The sequence below is a fragment of the Nitrosomonas sp. genome (genome assembly GCF_019635155.1).
In the GTDB taxonomy this organism is placed as follows: Bacteria; Pseudomonadota; Gammaproteobacteria; order Burkholderiales; family Nitrosomonadaceae; genus Nitrosomonas.
The window spans coordinates 56,575-73,734 of record NZ_JAHBZY010000009.1 but is presented as its reverse complement, the minus strand read 5'-3'; the positions used below and the strand labels follow the sequence as shown (position 1 = coordinate 73,734).

The 17,160-nt window shown below is 50.0% G+C and carries 17 protein-coding genes, 1 tRNA gene and 1 pseudogene; 15 read left to right on the top strand and 4 right to left on the bottom strand.

The genetic code is table 11. From position 1 onward, the window contains the following. Positions 1 to 24: 24 nt before the first annotated feature. From KF839_RS07990 to KF839_RS07975, 4 genes are all read left to right on the top strand, one after another. On the top strand, positions 25 to 1,299 hold the full coding sequence (locus KF839_RS07990; RefSeq protein ID WP_292917313.1) for an L-lactate MFS transporter: 1,275 nt from the start codon (positions 25 to 27) through the stop codon (positions 1,297 to 1,299). Positions 1,300 to 1,413: 114 nt separating this feature from the next. Beyond that, complete coding sequence (locus KF839_RS07985; RefSeq protein ID WP_292917312.1) at positions 1,414 to 1,806, top strand: hypothetical protein; 393 nt, start codon at positions 1,414 to 1,416, stop codon at positions 1,804 to 1,806. Beyond that, positions 1,803 to 2,753, top strand: a complete 951-nt coding sequence (locus tag KF839_RS07980) for an alpha/beta fold hydrolase (RefSeq protein ID WP_292917311.1) — start codon at positions 1,803 to 1,805, stop codon at positions 2,751 to 2,753. The genes KF839_RS07985 and KF839_RS07980 overlap by 4 nt, the downstream gene beginning before the upstream one ends. 63 nt (positions 2,754 to 2,816) lie before the next feature. Further along, positions 2,817 to 5,015, top strand: a complete 2,199-nt coding sequence (locus KF839_RS07975) for an endonuclease/exonuclease/phosphatase family protein (protein WP_292917310.1) — start codon at positions 2,817 to 2,819, stop codon at positions 5,013 to 5,015. A gap of 193 nt (positions 5,016 to 5,208) precedes the next feature. Here the strand turns inward: KF839_RS07975 and KF839_RS07970 are convergent, their stop codons facing one another. After that, positions 5,209 to 6,579: a hypothetical protein gene (locus KF839_RS07970; RefSeq protein ID WP_292917309.1), complete on the bottom strand. Its 1,371-nt coding sequence runs from the start codon at positions 6,577 to 6,579 to the stop codon at positions 5,209 to 5,211. A 264-nt stretch (positions 6,580 to 6,843) separates the two neighbouring features. Between KF839_RS07970 and KF839_RS07965 the strand changes: the two genes are divergently transcribed. The 6 genes from KF839_RS07965 (at position 6,844) to KF839_RS07940 (ending at position 9,979) form a co-directional block, all read left to right on the top strand. Next, positions 6,844 to 7,461, top strand: a complete 618-nt coding sequence (locus KF839_RS07965; RefSeq protein WP_292917308.1) for a glutathione S-transferase family protein — start codon at positions 6,844 to 6,846, stop codon at positions 7,459 to 7,461. Positions 7,462 to 7,610: 149 nt separating this feature from the next. Further along, positions 7,611 to 8,357: a hypothetical protein gene (locus KF839_RS07960; RefSeq protein WP_292917307.1), complete on the top strand. Its 747-nt coding sequence runs from the start codon at positions 7,611 to 7,613 to the stop codon at positions 8,355 to 8,357. Between the two features lie 103 nt (positions 8,358 to 8,460). Then, positions 8,461 to 8,694: a type II toxin-antitoxin system Phd/YefM family antitoxin gene (locus KF839_RS07955; protein WP_292917306.1), complete on the top strand. Its 234-nt coding sequence runs from the start codon at positions 8,461 to 8,463 to the stop codon at positions 8,692 to 8,694. Next, a complete protein-coding gene (locus tag KF839_RS07950) occupies positions 8,695 to 9,081 on the top strand; it encodes a type II toxin-antitoxin system VapC family toxin (RefSeq protein ID WP_292917305.1) in 387 nt (128 codons plus the stop codon). Between the two features lie 224 nt (positions 9,082 to 9,305). Then, positions 9,306 to 9,554, top strand: a complete 249-nt coding sequence (locus tag KF839_RS07945; RefSeq protein ID WP_292917304.1) for a FitA-like ribbon-helix-helix domain-containing protein — start codon at positions 9,306 to 9,308, stop codon at positions 9,552 to 9,554. Then, positions 9,551 to 9,979 (top strand): type II toxin-antitoxin system VapC family toxin, encoded by a 429-nt coding sequence (locus KF839_RS07940; RefSeq protein WP_292917303.1) that lies wholly within the window; start codon positions 9,551 to 9,553, stop codon positions 9,977 to 9,979. Before KF839_RS07945 ends, KF839_RS07940 begins: the two co-directional genes overlap by 4 nt. A 66-nt stretch (positions 9,980 to 10,045) precedes the next feature. Here the strand turns inward: KF839_RS07940 and KF839_RS07935 are convergent, their stop codons facing one another. Next, on the bottom strand, positions 10,046 to 10,531 hold the full coding sequence (locus KF839_RS07935; protein ID WP_292917302.1) for a VOC family protein: 486 nt from the start codon (positions 10,529 to 10,531) through the stop codon (positions 10,046 to 10,048). Between the two features lie 760 nt (positions 10,532 to 11,291). Between KF839_RS07935 and KF839_RS07930 the strand changes: the two genes are divergently transcribed. From KF839_RS07930 to KF839_RS07910, 5 genes are all read left to right on the top strand, one after another. Further along, entirely contained in the window at positions 11,292 to 12,896 is a 1,605-nt protein-coding gene (locus KF839_RS07930) for an ABC-F family ATPase (RefSeq protein WP_292917301.1), read from the top strand. Positions 12,897 to 12,940: 44 nt separating this feature from the next. Next, positions 12,941 to 13,474 (top strand): YaeQ family protein, encoded by a 534-nt coding sequence (locus tag KF839_RS07925; RefSeq protein WP_292917300.1) that lies wholly within the window; start codon positions 12,941 to 12,943, stop codon positions 13,472 to 13,474. 361 nt (positions 13,475 to 13,835) lie between these two features. Beyond that, a complete protein-coding gene (gene nadB, locus KF839_RS07920) occupies positions 13,836 to 15,431 on the top strand; it encodes an L-aspartate oxidase (protein WP_292917299.1) in 1,596 nt (531 codons plus the stop codon). A gap of 74 nt (positions 15,432 to 15,505) precedes the next feature. After that, positions 15,506 to 15,973 carry an MEKHLA domain-containing protein gene (locus KF839_RS07915; protein ID WP_292917298.1) on the top strand — a complete coding sequence of 156 codons (468 nt, stop codon included), beginning with the start codon at positions 15,506 to 15,508 and terminating at the stop codon, positions 15,971 to 15,973. 86 nt (positions 15,974 to 16,059) lie between these two features. Beyond that, a tRNA-Ser gene (locus KF839_RS07910) sits at positions 16,060 to 16,151 on the top strand. 30 nt (positions 16,152 to 16,181) lie between these two features. On the opposite strand, the gene KF839_RS07905 is transcribed toward KF839_RS07910, so the two are convergent. Further along, a complete protein-coding gene (locus tag KF839_RS07905; protein ID WP_292917297.1) occupies positions 16,182 to 16,892 on the bottom strand; it encodes a site-specific integrase in 711 nt (236 codons plus the stop codon). Between the two features lie 109 nt (positions 16,893 to 17,001). After that, positions 17,002 to 17,115 (bottom strand): annotated as a pseudogene (locus KF839_RS07900) (IS3 family transposase); the annotation flags it as partial. Positions 17,116 to 17,160 lie beyond the last annotated feature (45 nt).

Here is a 17,160-nt window from a genome sequence, read left to right as displayed (position 1 = left end):
ATACCATCAACTGAAAAACAAAAAATGAATAAAGAAACCGAAATAACCCGGTGCGATTTGAAATTATTCGGCATAGCCGCGGCAAAAGGCCGATGGGTATTTGTAGCGATCGGGCTATTGATCAATGTTTGTTTGGGATCGATTTATGCCTTCAGTATTTTCAGAAAACCGCTGGAAAGCTTTTGGGGCATTACGTCGGTTCAAAGCGGTTATCCGTTCATGGTTTTTCTGGCGGTATTTGCGATCGCGATGCCATTGGCGGGTAATCTGATCGAACGTTGGGGACCGAGAATGACAGCCACGCTCGGCGGCTTCCTGGCAGGAGCCGGATGGATTGCGGCGAGCTTTTCCGTGAATATCGTCACGCTGACACTGTTATATGGCATCATCGGCGGCGCGGGAGTCGGTATTGTGTATGGTTGCCCGATCGCCGTGGTCGCCAAATGGTTTCCGCGGCATAGCGGTTTGTCGATCGGGTTGACGGTCATGGGTTTTGGCGTATCGGCATTACTCATCGCGCCGCTAATGAAAACGATGATTCATCAACCGGACATCGGGATCATGCATACCTTTCTGTATCTTGGAATTATATTCACGGTCATTATCATGCTGCTAGCGCAGTTGCTGCGTTTCCCGCCGCGCGAATGGAATTCTGCGGAGCCCGAAACCCTTGCCGCAGCACCGGCACCGTCCGCGTTCAATTTAGACCGGCAAGCCATGTTGAAAACCACGAACTTTTACGCACTGTGGGCAACGTACACAATCGGCTGTTTAGCGGGATTAATGGCGATCGGCATCGCATCGCCGGTCGGCACCGAACTGGCGCAGTTGGACACGACCACCGCCGCATTCGCGGTGTCACTGTTCGCGGTATTCAACGGGCTCGGGCGGCCGCTGTTCGGCGTTTTAACCGATAAGCTGGGGCCACGGTATACCGCGATCATTTCATTCGCGATGATTCTAAGCGCATCGTTGCTCGTGTTCTTTTTCGGGCAAGGCAATGCCGTGCTATACCTGTTTGCATTTTGCGTGTTGTGGATGTGCCTGGGCGGCTGGCTGGCGTTAGCGCCCACCGCGACCGGTATCTTTTTCGGCAAGCAGTATTACGCACAAAATTATGGTCTGGTGTTTACCGCTTACGGTGCCGGCGCCATTATCGGGACGCTGTTATCCGGCAGCATCAAAGACATCACCGGCAGTTATTTGCATGCATTTCCGATCGTTGCATGGCTGGCGGTACTTGGAATATTGATCGCTGCAAAGGGCCTGAATCCTGCAAAAACCGGTCAAGCGCATTAAGAAAACACTCCATTCTCATGCGTCATGATAACAACGCATTTCGTTTTAATTCTTCCCGTGATAACCTTCAACCAGGCATGATTGGAAACATGTTGATTGGAATAAACATTCGCTATGGATAAATTAGGACTTCCGATTGTGTTATTGGCGGCTTTATGGGGCGCGGTCAATACCACACTGAGCTTCTTTCAAATCATCAACGCCAGGCGCGACATGATGTTTGAGTTGATCGACAAATGCGGGCATTGTTCGGAACAAACGCTCGGCCCCGTGGAAATTTATCTGACCAACCTGCTACCGCTCACTATCGGAAACATCATCTTTCTTTGCTTGATCAGCTATGTGATCGTATCCATCCCGCGCCATATGAAAATAGAAAATGACGATGAAGCCAGCCGGCTGAAAAAAGCTTGCAATATCATTGCCGTATTGCCAATTTTCGGTGCAATCGCTTTTTTTGGCGGCGCCATCTTTGATCTGACGATGCTGATCCGCGCTTTGACATGAAAAACAATCTCCCGCTAAAGCTCGCGCTGCTGCTGACAGTATTCATCTTCAGCGGCTGCGCGGTCATGGATAAAAACATTCCCGACTGGACACAATACCGCGTCCCGGACAAAACCAACGAACTGGAATTGGCGTCCTGGAGCACTGGCACCGGCGAACCGGTGTTGCTGATTCATGGCTTTGGCGCAAGCAGCTATAGCTGGCGGTATATCGTTGAGCCGCTGGCGCAAAAGAACCGGGTCATCACCATCGACTTGAAAGGCTTCGGCGATTCACCCAAGCCACGCGATGACGCCTATTCCGTTTACGAACAGGCCCGATTGGTCAGAAACTTCATTCTCGAAAACGATTTGAAGAATCTTCACGTCGTTGGCCATTCCTATGGCGGCGGCGTGGCGTTAGCGGTATCGATCTATTTAGCGAATTCCAATCCGGGCCTGCAAAAAAGCCTGGTACTCATCGACAGCGTTGCCTATCCGCAGGAACTGCCCGGTTTTGTCAAAATACTCGCAACCCCGGTATTGGGGCCATTAATCACCTATGCAGTACCCAATACCTTCCAAGTAAAAGATCTTCTGCAAAAAGTGTATTTTAATGACGATCTGATTCCGCAAGAGGCTGTCGACCACTATGCCGCCGATCTCGGCAAACCCGATGCCAAATACGCGCTACTCACTTCGGCGCGGCAAATGCTGCCGACTGATTTGCAGCAATTCTCAGACAATTACGCGAGTCTTACCATCCCTGCCCTGATTGTCTGGAGCCGGGAGGACGAAATCGTGCCGCTAGCCGTCGGCAAACGCTTGCATGAAAATCTGCCGAACTCAAAACTCGTCATCATGAGCGATGTCGGTCACGCCGTGCAAGAAGAAAAACCATCGCTGCTGTTACCGCATTTGCGCAGCTTCCTCGAAGCCGTATCGCACCACCCTGCAATCACCCCGTAAACACGACTCTTATATCCGACCGGTCAGCATCGTCAATCATCCACCGTTGAGAGCGATCCCATCATGCGAAATTTCAGAATCTTCACCATGAACATCCAGGCTCAGGCCTGGCCCGCAGGCCCGCACAGCGACGCCGAATGGCGCGCGAAAGCGGCAGTCAAAGCACTCGATCCCGGTAATTTCGCGTTTGACGAGCACCCCGACGTGGTGGTATTCAACGAAGCGGATAACGAAGATGCGAAAGAAATACTGGAAGATGGATTGAAGCATCTGTATCCGCATTACATCGTGTCGTTCGACGGCGGCAGCGGCGACCTGGACGATGGCGGGCTGGCAATATTCAGCAAATTCGAGTTCTTCGCATTGCCGCCGTCGGAAAAAAACTTTTCCGGTAATCTCAGCCGGTATTATCCCTACAATAGTCTTTTTTCTTACCCGATGAGCGCTGGCAGTGACAGTTGGGCGGAAAAAGGCGTGGCCATCGTTCAAATCAGCACCGGCCTGCATTTTGAAGCCGTTACCATCGCCTTGACACACTTGCAGGCGTTTTACGACGAAGTCGGCGAACACCACATCATCCGCCTGCGGCAATTGAAAGTCATCGAAAGCGCTTTGATCGACCTCCTCGGCGCGCCGGAAAACAACACCAATTGGGATAAGGTCATCGTGCTCGGCGATTTGAACATCCGCGGCGATACGCCGCCCTACTCCACCGATGGCCATGGCGAATGGACCAACGTGTTTATCAATAACGGCGGCCCGTACAATATTTCCTCGCTAGGCATTACCGCCCGGCAAAACCATCTGATTTTCACCGAGCAACTGATCGACGGCTGGCGCACGTTCATGACGCCGCCCGGCGCTTTCATGGAAGCCGATCCGGGGTTGACCAACACCAACCTGAAAGAAGGCGAGCATTTGCCGGCGGGATTGAAAGAGCGGCTGGATTACATCTGCTTTCCGAAGCAACGCACCGATGCCGTGGGCGAAACGCCGCGCCATCTGGTGGCGCAACACATGCGCATTCTGCCGTCGAATTTCTCCGCGCTGGATATGGCATTCGAACGAATCCAAAGCGACCACAAAGGCATTTTGGCGCAAGTACATTGGCAATTTCCGTACAACACACCGAATCAAGCCAAACTGCAAAGCGACTTCAGGCATTTTCAGACGCCGGATTCACCGGTCAAAGTCAATATCGCCAACGACCTGAAAATCCCTTCCCCCGGCGTGTTCCAGTGGATTTATATCCGCGAACCGGGCACCTACACCTTCACTTACTCGCCCAATCTGGAAGCCGCGTTTTATTTTGAGAACGCTATGTCGACCAAAATCGACCCGTACAATCAAGTCAAATGGACAGAAATAGGACTCGACCTCGACTGGCTAAACGGTCTGCGGCACGAATTCCAGCTTGCTGAAACGGGCGATCAGGTCGATGTGCATAAACCGATGTTCATCCGCCTGAAAGCCACTGAAACAAAAGAGCAATTCACCGGCAGCATCGCTTTTTCCTTCATCAAACACACCGGCGAGAATCGTTTCCTCGCTATCGGCCTATTGCCGAACGACGACCCCAAAGACCCGCGCTTACCCGTGGGTCAGAAAAACGGCAAAAACGACGAATGCTGGTTCCGCGCGCCGCTGGCCGAGCAATTGCTGAGCGGCAATCCTTACCGGGTGGAGTTTTACATCCAAAACGACTTCAACCGGAAAATCCGCCTCAGCCTGTTCGAAGGCATCGCCGCGCCAGCGCCTTTTGAGCAAGTAACGAACGAAGACGCGCTCACGCTGATCGGCTATGACCGCGCCGCCGACATCCAGGATGTTTACATGCTGCTGGAACGCAGCCAGATAACGGATTTCGAATTTCTCGCCGGTTACCGCTACAGCATTTCCTACCTGAATCACCTGGAAATCTACAGCATCGAAGATCAAAGCGGCCTCGGCGCGGATGAAATCCACCTCACCCTAACCGCCGACGACATGGCGACCAACTTCCTCGACTTCACCGACGAAGACTTCGACGACGACGAACGGCGCATGCTCAATTCTTATTACCCGAGAAACACCGCGTTCAGCGACCGGCTCAACATCACCGTGTTCGAACTCGACAGCGGCGATGACGACGACGGTCCCTTCACCGCCACGATTCCGGCATTGAAAAAAGGCGAAAACAGCAGGGAATCATCGCTCATCATCGAAGCGGAAGGTGCGGAGTATCAAATTAGTTACAAACTGAGCCGGAATCCTAATCGGTAAGGATGTGATGGATTGATCGTTTTGGTGGCTTTTTTCAGCTTCGTAGGACGGATGCCCGATGGGTGATTCGTTAAATCAAAACCAATGCCAAGCTATATCATCATGCTCATTTGGCGGAATGCTTTCAAATTCTGCCTTATACGAGTTACACGGATTCCTGGTGTCATTCCAACCTATCGTGCTGTTTCTTTCATCACGACTCGATCAAACCGAATCCCTTCCATGTCCCAGGGGTTCCAGATTCGATACAAATCCAGCCTGCAAAGCCTTTCTGAGGATCGCCTGGAACTGGATCCACATTCAAGATTCTATCTCCTTTTTGCCAATAACCTGCAGTTGGTGGGATGCTACGCGTCTGAAGACGTACCCGTTCGCCTCGCTCAATAAGCCCAATGTAAAATCCTTGTTCAAACCACAGCTGACTGTCGCCCTCCGCTGCCGCTTGAGTGCTGAAGCGCAGCGGTGTGCTGCCATTCAATCTCGCAAAACTTAACTCCCACCAGCCCTTTTGCCAAAGCTCGTAGATCAGTTGGTATGGGGCAGCTATAGGTTGCCCTTGCTCGTCATAGGCTTGGAGATCAAGTGCAGCGGGAATTTGCTCCGCTGTACCGAGACTACAACTGACCATCTTCTTCATTGTAGGGTTTATTTTGGTAGATGCCATCGGACTAAATCCTCGAACACCATTGGAAAAACTCGCAAGATCTGTTGGTTGTAACCAGATGGCATTTCCCTTGATATCCATATATCCCCCCAATACAATGTTGGGAGCATCAATTTCAGAACGCCCCTCCGAGTAGCAATTCAGGAATAACGAGCGTGGAATAGTTGAGCCTTCATCCTGTGCAACGGCTTGGAATGCAAGTCGGGGCACGAGGGGATCACCACTCTCGTCTCTTCCATTCTCATGCGATGAGCAGGCAATGAAAGTATTTCCGACCTTACTGACATCGCGAATCGCCCAACCACCATTGTCAGAACAATGTAATCCGATTGCACAGCCCGCGTTTGCATCACTACCTTGTAATAACAACCCATTACCTGAACATAACTCGACTCGGCAGTTGTAAATCTGCCAGGCATCCGCGTTCGTTCCCAGCCTCTCACTGTCACCAGCCTGGATGTGAATTCCGTCTCCCCCGAATCCTTCAATGTAGACGTCACGCAAGGCCATCATTGCGTACATGACCACTCCGTGTGCGGCAGTAGTATTCGTCCTGCCTGTTGCTACGATCTGTAAGCACTCAACGATCGACCAATCCCCGCGTCCATAAGCCGGCGTTGGAGCAGTCGCCGGTCTATGACAAATGATTCCGCTTATTCCTGCAGGAAACAGAAATCGCGTACCAGCAAAACTTTGTCCTCCAGAACCAGTCAACTTCATCCCGCGAATGAGTTGGATGGAACTAGTAAAACGATACTCTCTGGAACGAAAAAGGAGCGTGAACCCGCGTGGATCGTTGGGATCATTCGTGGCATGGAAATTGACTTGTGCTCTTTCGATTGCAGGGGACCAATCATTCCCATCGGTTGTTTGATAAAAATCTTCTATTTCACACAACATGTATATCCCCCTTTTTCCAATCAAACGCATCCTACAATAAGACATTCGAAATGACGCACGCGATATATTACGCCAAGCGTATTAGCTAATTTTTTAGCATCCATTTTATCTTCTTATTCTTTATATATTTATCATAATCGTAAACCTCATCACAGTGAAGTTGCAAGAAGGATCGTCGAGTTTTTGGATCAACATCCACCATAACACATGCAATAATGAATCCGCGATGCAATTACAAGCGTTAGGGAAGCTACAAGCAAAATCATGATTACTTTATATGGCATTGAATGGTCACGCGCGAAATATGGTTTGTTCACGCTGGCGGAGCTCGGCTTGGATTTCCAGCATGTCCGGATCAACCCCTTCGAGAAAGAGAAGGATGCACCCGGGTATTTAAAGCTGAACCCGCTGGCGCAGGTACCCACGCTGGTCGATGGCGATCTGGTGCTGACCGAAGCGATGGCGATTAATTTTTATCTGGCGAGAAAATACGGCGCGGGGAAGCTGTGGGCAGATCGACTGGAAGACGAAGCACAGATCTACAAATGGAGTCTTTTCGCCGTCACGCAAATGGAAACCGCCTGCGTGGATCTGATTCTGCACCGCAAGGTTTTGGATGCGAAAGTTAGAAATCCGGACATCATCCAGGTGGCTGAGAAGAAACTGAAAAAACCGCTTGAAGTATTGAACAACCATCTCGCCGATAAAGATTTCTTGGTGGCCGGCAAATTTACCGTCGCGGATATCAATATGACGGGTGTTTTGTCCTATGCGCTGGGCGGCGAATTCGATTTCTCACCCTATCGCGAGGTGGCGCGGTACTTGGATTCTATTTTATCGAGACCGGCGTGCAAGAAAGCGGGAATTATTCCCCGCACCTGAGGAAACGCTGATTCATTGCCTGCGCAAGCGATTTGCTCCTGGTGCTCTCGATACGTTTATCTAACCGGTCATGCTCCAATATTCAGCTACAATGCGATACTGAAAACCGTTATCTCGATTAAGCTGATGAAGCCATAGTCCATTCGCACATGCCGATTCCCTTTGAATTCTGGGTGCATCACGCCATTTTCTACGCGTTACTGTTTTTGATTCATTATGCGTGCGGATTACTGGTCATTCATCGCAATGTTAAAGTTAACTACACGCGCAAAGTTAACCATTTCGCATTCTTCTTCCTGCCTTCGTTACTGTCACTAATCATTGAATACCCGTACAGTCCGGCAACATTTCTCATCGATTTAATCGGCGCATTTGTTTTTCTGACATGCTTCATCAAACCCATGCGAAATAACTCCCGGGTGCTTTCGGTCATGTTCAGCTCGTTTGATCGACCGGAAGATCGGCCATTCACCTTGGTTTGGTTGTACACCCAGTTTATTGCCAGTTACCTGGTATTGATCCCGTTGCTGATTTATTTCGAAAGCCGTGAAATGCTGCCGCTCGTGATGATCATCATCATTGCCAATGGCATCGGCGATGGGCTTGCGGAACCCGTCGGCATACGATTTGGCAAGAAAAAATATAGCACTTATGCGCTTTTTACCAAGCAACAGTATGTTCGAAGCTATCTCGGTAGCGCATGCGTATTTGTGACAACGGTGATTGCAATACTGGCGTTTCAGCAATATTTCAGTGCTACTCAGCTACTGGCGGCACTACTGGTCATGCCGATCCTGATTACGCTAGCCGAAGCTTTTTCTCCCCATACTTGGGATAGCCCGCTCATCTATGCGGCTGGCGGGGTTTCATTGATTAGCGTTTTTCATTATTTGTGATTTTCATGTGAACGCAAAGTACGGCCCTTTTTGTTCTTGTTGAGGTGAGCCGCAAAAAGTATAATTCCTGACTAACTATTCCTAGTCAACTTGGAACCAATCGATGAAAACTTACACCATTTACAACGCCAAAACCCATCTTTCTCAGCTCATCGAGCAAGCGTGCGCAGGTGAAGAAGTCGTGATCGCAAAAGGGAAGAATCCTGTCGTTAAATTGGTCCCTGTGGATTCAGTGCCGCACAAGCGCCAATTTGGTGTCATGCGCGGCAAAGCCACGGTCACCGAGGCTTTTTTTGAACCGTTGCCGGACGAAGAATTGGCGGCTTGGGAGCAATAATTGCAAGCTTTGATGGATACGCATACCTTGCTGTGGTGGTTGGACGGCGACGAACATTTGTCACTCGTTGCCCGCCGTTGGATTGAAACGGATGAACACCGCATCCTGATTAGTGCGGCATCCGCCTGGGAAATTGCCACCAAAGTGCGTATCGGTAAATTACCGGGCGCTCAAGCCGTTGCAGCAAATTTTCTTGCTTGTGTGATCAATCAGGGATTTACGCCGCTCGACATCACAGCCGATCACGCCTTACGTGCCGGCAGCTTACCCGGCCCGCACCGCGATCCGTTTGATCGCATGCTGATTGCACAAGCACAAGCCTTGAACATACCGCTCATCAGTAACGAGCATCTGTTTGATCACTATGGCATCCAACGTATTTGGTAAAAAGTTAAAATTCAGTGAACACAACTTCTTCTGTGGTTTCTGCGTGATTGTTGAGCGTATTTCCTTTTTGTACGGGGAATTCAATAGTACTCAACTTGCCGCGCTGATTCTGGCGTCATGTGTTAATGCAAGACCTGCTACCTTATCTGCCTTGCTTGCTTGATTTTATCGTCTGAGTTTGCCATCATTGATTGCATCTTTTGCACATTCTTCAAGAGAAAAATATGGCCAGTATCACGATCCGGGATTTACCCGACAAAACCAAAGAATTGCTGCGCATGCATGCGGCTCAAGCGGGCGTTTCCCTGGAAGCCTACGTGCGCCATATTCTGCAAAAGGCATCGCTAGCCAACGAATTCAAGTCCGCCGACATTGCGCAAATCGCGGAAAAGTACTTTGGTGCAAAACATGGCGTGGAACTTGACCTGCCAGCACGTGGCACAAAGCGTCAGACCATTGATTTTGATGCATGATTGTTCTGGATACCAATGTCATTTCGGAATTGATGCGCGAACAACCCGACGCGAATGTTAAACGATGGATCAAAGCGCAAAAACCGATTCATCTTGCGATCACCGCAATTACCATTGCAGAAATTCAACGAGGGTTGGCACGATTGCCGGAGGGTAAACGACGCACTCAATTAACCGTCAATTTCTTGAATTTTATCGCGGAAGCTTTCAGCGGTAGAATTTTTCCCTTTGATGAAGAAGCGGTCTATCGCTACGGTGAAATTGCCGCAGCGTGCGAAAGCAGTGGAATCAATACCGATGCCGTGAATCTGATGATCGCCGCCATCGCCAGCAGCAAACAAGCGGCAATTGCCACACGAAATGTTAAAGACTTTACCGGCTGCAACGTTGCAATCATTAACCCTTGGATGGATTTACCCACGTAAGATAATCGATGGAATCCTGCCCCATTGATTCCAGCCTCTTATGCGGGTTATCAGATCGCTCGCATCTCAACCACGAAATGCCGCTTCGATTGTGGCAATTTCGATTTTTCTCATTGTCAGCATCACATCAAATGCGCGTTTGGAGGCCGCGCGGTCGGGACTGGTGAATGCTTTCGTCAGGGCAACCGGTGTAATCTGCCAAGAGATACCCCACTTGTCCTTGCACCAGCCGCACTCGCTTTCCTGGCCGCCGTTGCCGACGATTGCGTTCCAGTAACGATCCGTTTCACTTTGGTCCTCGGTTGCAACTTGAAACGAAAAGGCTTCGTTGTGCTTGAACGCAGGCCCGCCATTGAGTCCGAGGCACGGGATGCCCATCACGGTGAACTCGACCGTCAATACGTCCCCTTCCTTACCCGATGGATAATTCCCCGGTGCGCGATGCACCGCGCCGACTGACGAATCGGGGAATGTCTCGGCGTAAAATCGCGCAGCGCCCTCGGCGTCGTTTTCGTACCAGAGGCAGATCGTGTTCTTTGCAATCTTGGTCATGTCATATTTCCTTTGCATTTAGGAAAATTGATTAATTCAGCGGATGAGATGAAGCTTCGTAGGACGGATGCCCGAAGGGTGATCCGTCAAATCATGCGGGCGGAACGCTTTCAGCTTTCGCCTTACGCGGGTTCATATTTTATGTATTCCTGAATAGCAAATCACCGTAACCCCATATTGCTGTTCCAAGCACTAAGGATGTCAATATTGAAATATCGAAAGGTTTCCGCGACCTTAATTGATTGACTATTATTGGATCTGGTTTCCATGTCTCATCTCTTTTCTCACGGAGGTATTGTTGGATGCCAAAATTCCTATATTCGAGAAAAGCGCCAAGGATTACCATTAGTGAACCAGAACGCGAAAACCAATGGCCCTCACCAGTTAAATAGCTGTAGTAGCAAAAGAATAGTGGAATTACATATGCTGCGATGAGCAGAACCATTTCCCACCAATGTACAATTTTTGTTTCGTTATTCATTAGAATAAATAATGATCCATAGCCTATCGTGGAACTTAGTAAGACGAAGGAAGAAGCTTTTCAAGAACTGCATTGGTGCGCTATTGCTTTTCTCGATAATATAATTTAACTCAAACAAAGTAGTAGTTCCATACCGAAAAATTGAATTCTTGCGAAGCATACCCTTCAATCCCAGTTACACGCAATTGATATCAACACCCACCATAACCCAGCAATTTCATTGAAAAACGTTTAGAATGTGCGCCCCTTTCTTGTAACCATCATCCGCAGGTATCCACTTTGATTACAACCGCCAATATCACCATGCAATTCGGCGCTAAGCCGCTATTTGAGAATGTTTCCGTTAAATTTGGCGGGAGTAACCGCTATGGGTTGATCGGCGCGAACGGTTGCGGTAAGTCGACGTTCATGAAAATTCTCGGTGGCGATCTGGAGCCGACGGCTGGTAATGTTTCGGTCGACAGTGGCGAGCGGGTGGGCAAGTTGCGTCAGGATCAGTTCGCGTTTGAAGACTATTTGGTGATCGATACGGTGATGATGGGACACGCGGATTTATGGCGCATCAAGCAGGAGCGCGACGCCATTTACGCCAATCCGGACGCCACCGAAGACGATTATATGCACGCTGCCGGACTGGAATCCGAGTTTGCCGAGTTGGACGGTTATTCGGCGGAAGCGCGCGCCGGGGAGCTATTGCTCGGTGTCGGCATCCCTTCTTCTCAGCATCAAGGCTTGATGAGCGCCGTCGCACCGGGTTATAAATTGCGCGTGTTATTGGCGCAGGCATTGTTTTCCAATCCGGACATCCTGTTACTCGACGAGCCGACCAATAACCTCGATATCAATACCATCCGCTGGCTGGAAGATGTGATCAACGACAGCAAGAACACCATTATCATCATTTCTCACGACCGGCATTTTTTGAACAGCGTGTGCACGCACATGGCCGATTTGGATTACGGCGAATTACGCATTTATCCCGGCAACTATGACGACTACATGACCGCTTCGACCCAGGTGCGCGAGCGCATGCTGGCCGATAATGCCAAAAAGAAAGCGCAGATTGCCGATCTACAGTCGTTTGTCAGCCGCTTCTCCGCCAATGCGTCGAAAGCCCGGCAAGCTACCAGCCGCGCGCGGCAGATCGAGAAAATCAAGCTGGAGGACGTCAAACCATCCAGCCGTCAGTATCCGTTTATCCGCTTCGAATTTCACGACAAGGAAAAACTGCATCGCTTGGCCGTTTCCATCCTGGCCATTAGTAAGGCCTTCCCCGACATGGACAAACCGCTGTTCAAGGATTTTAATCTGAACATCGAAGCGGGCGAGAAAGTCGCCATCATCGGCCCGAACGGTATCGGTAAAACCACGCTGCTGCGCTGCCTGGCCGGTGACTTAACGCCGGATCACGGCGAGATCAAATGGACCGATAAAGCAAATCCCGGTTACTTCCCGCAAGACCATGCGGCGGATTTCGCCGAAGACATGTCGCTGACCGAATGGATGGATCAGTGGCGAAAAGGTAGTGACGACGATCAAACGATTCGCGGCACACTGGGGCGGTTATTGTTTTCCGGCGACGACGTAAAAAAATCCACGCGCGTGATTTCCGGCGGAGAACAAGGCCGCATGCTGTTCGGTAAGCTGATCCTGCAGAAACCCAATGTGTTGCTGATGGACGAACCGACCAACCACCTCGATATGGAATCGATTGAATCGCTGAACAGCGCGTTGGAACGATATACCGGCACGTTGATTTTCATTTCCCACGACCGTGAATTCGTGTCCTCGCTGGCCACGCGCATTCTTGAAATGACACCGGACGGCATCAAGGATTTCAGGGGTAATTACGAGGATTACTTGCGATCGCAGGGAATTGAATGATCTGTAACAATCAGTGGCTGAAATAATCACACTTTGGTGAGACCGTGGCCTTAAAACCGACCATCTATAAATTCAAAATTGCGTTGACCGATCTCAATCGCAATTATTACGATACGCTCAGTTTAACCGTTGCGCAGCATCCCTCTGAAACGATCGAACGCATGATGGCGCGCATGCTCGCGTTTTGCATCAACGCCGAGGGATCGCTACTGTTTACCAAAGGCTTGAGCACCGCGGAAGAGCCTGATCTCTGGGCGCATACTGCGGATGGCCGGATCGGCTTATGGATCGATGTCGGCGAACCCGCCCCGGAGCACATCAAGAAAGCCACTCGCATCGCCCAAACTGTCAAAGTGTACAGTTTCAATTCCAAATCGAATGTCTGGTGGACGCAAGAACAAGCAAAATTCGCCGTGCTGACCGCAACTCTCTTCCGCTTCGATTGGCCGCAAATTCAGACGCTGGCAAAATTGGCGCAACGCACAATGGATATCTCCGTCACCATCATCGGGGAATCGGCGTTTGTGGCGGCAGAATCGGGGGAATGCGAAGTGAGTTGGGTAACGTTGCAAGCTTGATCTGCATCTTACTTCCCGCTTTGCCGTGGTCCGGTTTCCGACGAACGACGCAACCATAGCGCATTGTGAATTTTAGCGCGGAGTGAAATTTGCGACTTTAAACCGGCTTTCACCCATCCCAAACCGGTCTTAATCCCCATCCTTGCGGGTTTACATGTTACGATTGTGTTACGATTCTTCGCTGACTGCAAAGCAATTGGATTTGCTAATTTTCGGCTGCAATAATCACGACGTTTGCTATTCCTGAACATTTTTTGGATGCATGGGTTTCGGTTGCTTGACCGGAATTTTGGCGACTTTGGGTTTTAATCGCCCGGCATGGGTGGAAGTAACTTAATTACTTGAAATATTAATCGATTGAATGTCTAACAACTATTTCGATACGCTCATTATCGGCAGCGGATTGGCTGGATTTTCCCTGGCATTGCATCTGGCGAGTCAGCAAAAAGTCTGCATCATCACCAAGCAAGCGGCGGACTCCGGCGCCAGTTCCTGGGCGCAAGGCGGGATCGCAGCCGCGCTATCCCATGAGGATTCTCCCGAACAGCATGTGCGCGACACCTTAGTCGCCGGAGCCGGTTTATGCGACGAAGCAATCACCCGATTTGTCGCCGAGCATGCGGCAGCGGCGATACATTGGCTGATTAACCAGGGTGTTGCTTTCACTTCGGACCCAAACAACGAAACCGGATATCACCTCACGCAAGAAGGCGGCCACAGCACCCGGCGCATCATCCATAGCGGGGACGCTACCGGTAAAGCCGTGCAGCAAGCGTTGATCCGGCAGATCCGGGCGCATCCGAATATCCACATTTTAGAACATCATATCGCGATCGATCTGATTACCAGCGACAAACTGCCGGATTATAAAAATACCGGGCAGAAGCGTTGCTTCGGCGCTTATGTTCTCGACAAGAAAAATGATCAGGTACTCACTTTTATCGCTCAAAATACGGTATTGGCAACCGGTGGCGCGAATAAAGTTTATCTTTATACCACCAACCCGGATACCGCCACCGGTGACGGCATCGCGATGGGCTGGCGAGCCGGTTGCAGAATCGCCAATATGGAGTTCATCCAATTCCACCCGACCTGCCTTTATCACCCCCATGCCAAGTCTTTTTTAATCAGCGAAGCGGTTCGTGGAGAAGGCGGATTATTGAAACTGCCTAACGGCGATCGTTTCATGCCCCGCCATGATGAACGCGCCGAACTCGCACCGCGTGACATCGTCGCGCGCGCCATCGACTTTGAAATGAAAAAACGCGGCCTGGATTGCGTTTATCTGGATATCTCGCATAAACCGACAGAGTTTCTAAAAGAACATTTTCCGACGATTTACGCACGTTGTTTGGAATTGGGTATCGACATCACCCGAGAACCGATACCGGTTGTTCCGGCCGCTCACTACACGTGCGGCGGTGTTATGACCGACCGACATGGCAGAACCGATTTGAGCAATCTCTATGCCATCGGTGAAACCACACATACCGGCTTGCACGGCGCAAATCGCTTGGCAAGCAACTCACTGCTCGAGTGCGTGGTATTGGCGCAAGCCGTAGGCGACGATATTATCAACCAACCCGCCAATGAGCCACCGCCGCTCCCCGATTGGGACGAAAGCCGGGTTACCGACGCGGACGAGGAAATTGTCATTGCCCACAATTGGGATGAATTGCGCCGCTTCATGTGGAATTATGTCGGTATCGTGCGCACCACGAAACGGCTGCAACGCGCGCAGCGCAGGATCGAGCTGCTACGCGAAGAGATCAATGAGTACTATACGAATTTCCGCGTTACCAGCGATCTGCTCGAATTGCGTAATCTGGTCGATAGCGCCGACTTGATCGTACGTTGCGCAATGCTTCGTCACGAAAGCCGTGGCTTGCACTTTAGCAAAGACTATCCGGGGACTTTGCCGGAAGCTCGCAATACTATCCTCAGAAAAAGTGGTTAGAACACCATGAATCATACTGACTGCTATCGCACTATTCATCGTATCCCCCGCTACCGGTAATTGTTTAAGCGACTATGGGAAACGATTGGAATAATCCACCGGTAGTGCAATGGAGTCAATATCTGCTCGACAGCTATGCCCATTGGCTCCGGCACGAGCTTATTGATCGAAGCGGCACGGCACAGGAACAAGCGTACCGGCTATTCCACAGTCCATTTGTCGTCGCATCGCACAGCACCGAAGCGGATCCGATTCTGAATTACGGAAATCAGGCAGCGCTAGTGTTATGGGAAATGGACTGGCAGCAATTCACGCAAACGCCGTCACGCCTCACCGCCGAGCCGCCAAACCGCGAAGAACGCGCCCACATGCTGGAACAAGCAAAAACCCAAGGCTATATCTCAGATTACCGTGGCATTAGAATTTCCAGCAGCGGCAAACGTTTTCTGGTCGAGCAAGCGATCATTTGGACGATCCATAAGCCGGGCGGCGCCACCATCGGACAAGGCGCGACTTTTTCAATCTGGAAATTTCTCGAATAGCAAAAACAAGCACCGCCCGCTGCAAAAACAAATTTGCCCGAAAATGATATCTGGTTTATTCTTGGCCCCCAATTGTATGACAACCTGGAGAAATGACCGAGTGGTTGAAGGTGCACGCCTGGAAAGCGTGTGTACGGCTCAAACCGTACCGCGGGTTCGAATCCCGCTTTCTCCGCCATTATTTACAGCATAATCAATAAGCTATTTATCAATGCTGACCAAATGTTGCCCATACATCTCGACTGCCTTTTACCCCATGCTGCTCATTATTGTTAATCCAGCGAGCATATGTTTTAGCTGTAATTAACACATTAGAATGACCCATTTGCGCAGATACCCAAGCTATATTCTCACCAGCCGACAACATCATTGATGCAAAAGTTTGACGTGTTTGATACGGATTTCTGTAACGCACCCCGGCTTTTTTCAATAATGGAATCCAGCATCCTTTCCTGATTTGTTGATCACCAGTCCATTGTTTGCTGGTGTGCGGATTTAAGAATACTTTTCCGCCTTGTAATAGCGTATGTAGCTTTTGATTGATCAGTGCAGCCTCCACATGCGGAAGCATGTCTATTTCCCGATTACTTGATTTTGTTTTTGTGGATTCGTCATTCTTGGCAGCGTAGGTATGTGCCTTGTTAATCTTTATTTTCTTCCGTTTCCAGTCAATATCCGTCCATTCTAGGGCAATTAGCTCTGAGGTCCTCATCCCAGTCCAAAAAAACACAGTGCACTGGTTTTTTGTTGATCCTGCAGCAGCATTGATTATTGCCGCTTGCTCTTCTGCATTAAACGGGTCAACGTATATCTTCTCTTTTGGCGGTTCATTGCGTTTGTATGTCCATCCAAACAGCGGATTAACCGGTATTAGGTCATCATGTTGAGCATCTTGCAGGGCGGCGCGTAGTGGACTCAAGATGTTAATAATCCTCTTATTCGAGCAATCCATGCTAGCCACCCAATTACGCACATCTGCACGAGTCAACATATGTAGTGACCTGGTCAAGTAAAACCGGACACCTCAGTTAAGCTGCTTTTATCGATTTTGCTGCTTCTGCTTCATATTGGTTTGGACTTCTGTAATCCAGGTATGAATGCAGTCTTTGGTTGTTATAAAACACGGCGATATAGTGCAAAATGAATCGCCCCGGGTTTTCCGGAGATAAAATGATTTGAGAGGAGGG